The sequence below is a fragment of the Clostridium vincentii genome (assembly GCF_002995745.1).
Taxonomy (GTDB): Bacteria; Bacillota; Clostridia; order Clostridiales; family Clostridiaceae; genus Clostridium; species Clostridium vincentii.
Window position 1 is genome coordinate 1 of record NZ_PVXQ01000080.1, and the last position, 2,110, is coordinate 2,110.

General features: G+C 38.3%; 9 tRNA genes and 1 rRNA gene. All 10 read left to right on the forward strand.

What is annotated here, in order from left to right:
* Positions 1–32 precede the first annotated feature (32 nt).
* Positions 33–106: transfer RNA gene (locus CLVI_RS17065), tRNA-Gly, on the forward strand.
* Positions 107–129: 23 nt separating this feature from the next.
* A tRNA-Arg gene (locus CLVI_RS17070) sits at positions 130–206 on the forward strand.
* 5 nt (positions 207–211) lie between these two features.
* Positions 212–287 (forward strand) — tRNA-Lys (locus CLVI_RS17075).
* 6 nt (positions 288–293) lie between these two features.
* Positions 294–369, forward strand: a tRNA-His gene (locus tag CLVI_RS17080).
* Between the two features lie 5 nt (positions 370–374).
* Positions 375–449 (forward strand) — tRNA-Gln (locus CLVI_RS17085).
* 10 nt (positions 450–459) lie between these two features.
* A tRNA-Lys gene (locus tag CLVI_RS17090) sits at positions 460–535 on the forward strand.
* An 11-nt stretch (positions 536–546) separates the two neighbouring features.
* Positions 547–631, forward strand: a tRNA-Leu gene (locus CLVI_RS17095).
* 5 nt (positions 632–636) lie between these two features.
* Positions 637–710, forward strand: a tRNA-Gly gene (locus CLVI_RS17100).
* A 100-nt stretch (positions 711–810) separates the two neighbouring features.
* Positions 811–887, forward strand: a tRNA-Arg gene (locus CLVI_RS17105).
* A 1,152-nt stretch (positions 888–2,039) separates the two neighbouring features.
* A 16S ribosomal RNA gene (locus tag CLVI_RS17110) occupies positions 2,040–2,110 on the forward strand; the annotation flags it as partial.

Genomic DNA, 2,110 nt, shown 5'->3' on the forward strand with positions numbered 1-2,110 from the left:
GAGTTCGAGTCTCGTCTTTCGCTCCAAAATATGCGGGTATCGTATATCGGTAATACTTCAGCCTTCCAAGCTGAAAAGGTGGGTCCGATTCCCACTACCCGCTCCAATAACAAGATTATTCTTGTATATGCGTCTTTAGCTCAGCTGGATAGAGCAATGCCCTTCTAAGGCATGGGCCGGGAGTTCGAATCTCTTAAGACGCACCATTTATGCGGTATTAGCTCAGTTGGTAGAGCACCTGACTCTTAATCAGGGTGTCCTGGGTTCGAATCCCTGATACCGCACCATTCTTGGTGGATGTAGTTCAGTTGGTAGAGCGCCAGTTTGTGGTACTGGTTGTCGTGGGTTCGAGCCCCATCATTCACCCCATAAGTAGGGATATCGCCAAGCGGTAAGGCACCACACTTTGACTGTGGTATTCGTAGGTTCAAATCCTGCTATCCCTGCCAAAAAAAACAAGGTTTACTAGCTCAGTTGGTAGAGCACTTGACTTTTAATCAAGGTGTCCGGGGTTCGATTCCCCGGTAAGCCACCAATTTTAAATATGCAGATGTGGCGGAATTGGCAGACGCGCTAGACTTAGGATCTAGTGCCTTCGGGCATGGGGGTTCGATTCCCTTCATCTGCACCAAGAATGCGGGTATCGTATATCGGTAATACTTCAGCCTTCCAAGCTGAAAAGGTGGGTCCGATTCCCACTACCCGCTCCAAAAGAAAGCAACACTAATTTATTGTTGCTTTCTTTTTTTAGTTTAAGGGTGAGTAAGGGTATTCATCTATTAATTTATATAGTATAATGTAATAATGTATGCTTCTATAACTCAGGTGGATAGAGTGCAGGACTTCGAATCCTGATGCCCCCCGTTCGAGCCGGGGTAGGAGCACCAGAAAAGCCCGCAGAATAAGCAAATCTAATTTGTTTATTCTGCGGGCTTATTTCTTTATGTATAAGAAAGTATAGAATTTTTTAAGTGTAAAAGTATGTTATATCAATGGGGGGAGGGGCGCCTTTCAGGTGTCAACTTTCAACTCTCCCAAGAGGAACGTGGCGTAGCCTCTTTATTATGTATGAAGTTTATATAATAGCTATAATTTAAAGCTTAAAAAGATTTTTTAAAAGTTATAAAAAACTCTTGTAACCAATTACAAGATGATATATAATTAAAGACAAGATAAAGGTGAAACTTATCTTAGTGGACTGACACTTTAATCCGACAGAAGAGCTATAACGGGCAGTAAGAATCCCGGTAAGCGATGTACGACATAAGGGCGTACCCCAGTTGGCGGACAACCTAAAAATCAGTTACTAGGAAAGATCAAGTAAAGAGCAAGTGTAGAAGAATATTATACACTTGCTCTTTCTTTGATGTATAGAAATTTTTAAGTATAAAAGTGTGTTATACCAAAGGATTCAAGTTGAGGATGGAGAATGGAGAGTTAAAGGTTAGAAGCTCCAAGGAGAAAGTTCAAGGTCCTAAATCAAAGATTCGGACTTTCGCTTTTCCTCCGGAATTCTTTTGAATGAAATAGGTTTTATCCTCTAACTCTCCATAAAGGGCGCATGGCACAGTCACTTTACTCTTAAGTAATATATATAAGAACTTTCGCATAAATAAAATATAAAACGTCTTTTTCTCAAATATATAAGAAATAATTGGATGATTAATTAAGATTTTAGCGTATTATAGTAAAATATTGGGTTATTAAAACAAAAACCTATCCTAGCGTGTCGATAATAGATATAAGGTGAAAATAATAGCAATAGATAGAACTATAGACTTAATATTCCATAATGTAATAAAAATATAAAGTATTATGTAAAAGCTGTGATAGAATAACTATTGTACTTAGGAAACAGCAAAACAAGTTTAACAGATTGTTTAATAAATATTAAACAAGTGTTGACAGGTTTCTCTAAGAATGGTAATATAAAAAAGTCGCTTAAGGGCGAAGAGATCTTTGAAAATTGAACAGAACAACAAATAAGTTAAAAACCAGCAATTCTTTTTTATGAGTAAGTTTTTGAGTAGATTAAACTTTTTATTGAGAGTTTGATCCTGGCTCAGGACGAACGCTGGCGGCGTGCTTAACACATGCAAGTCGAGCGATG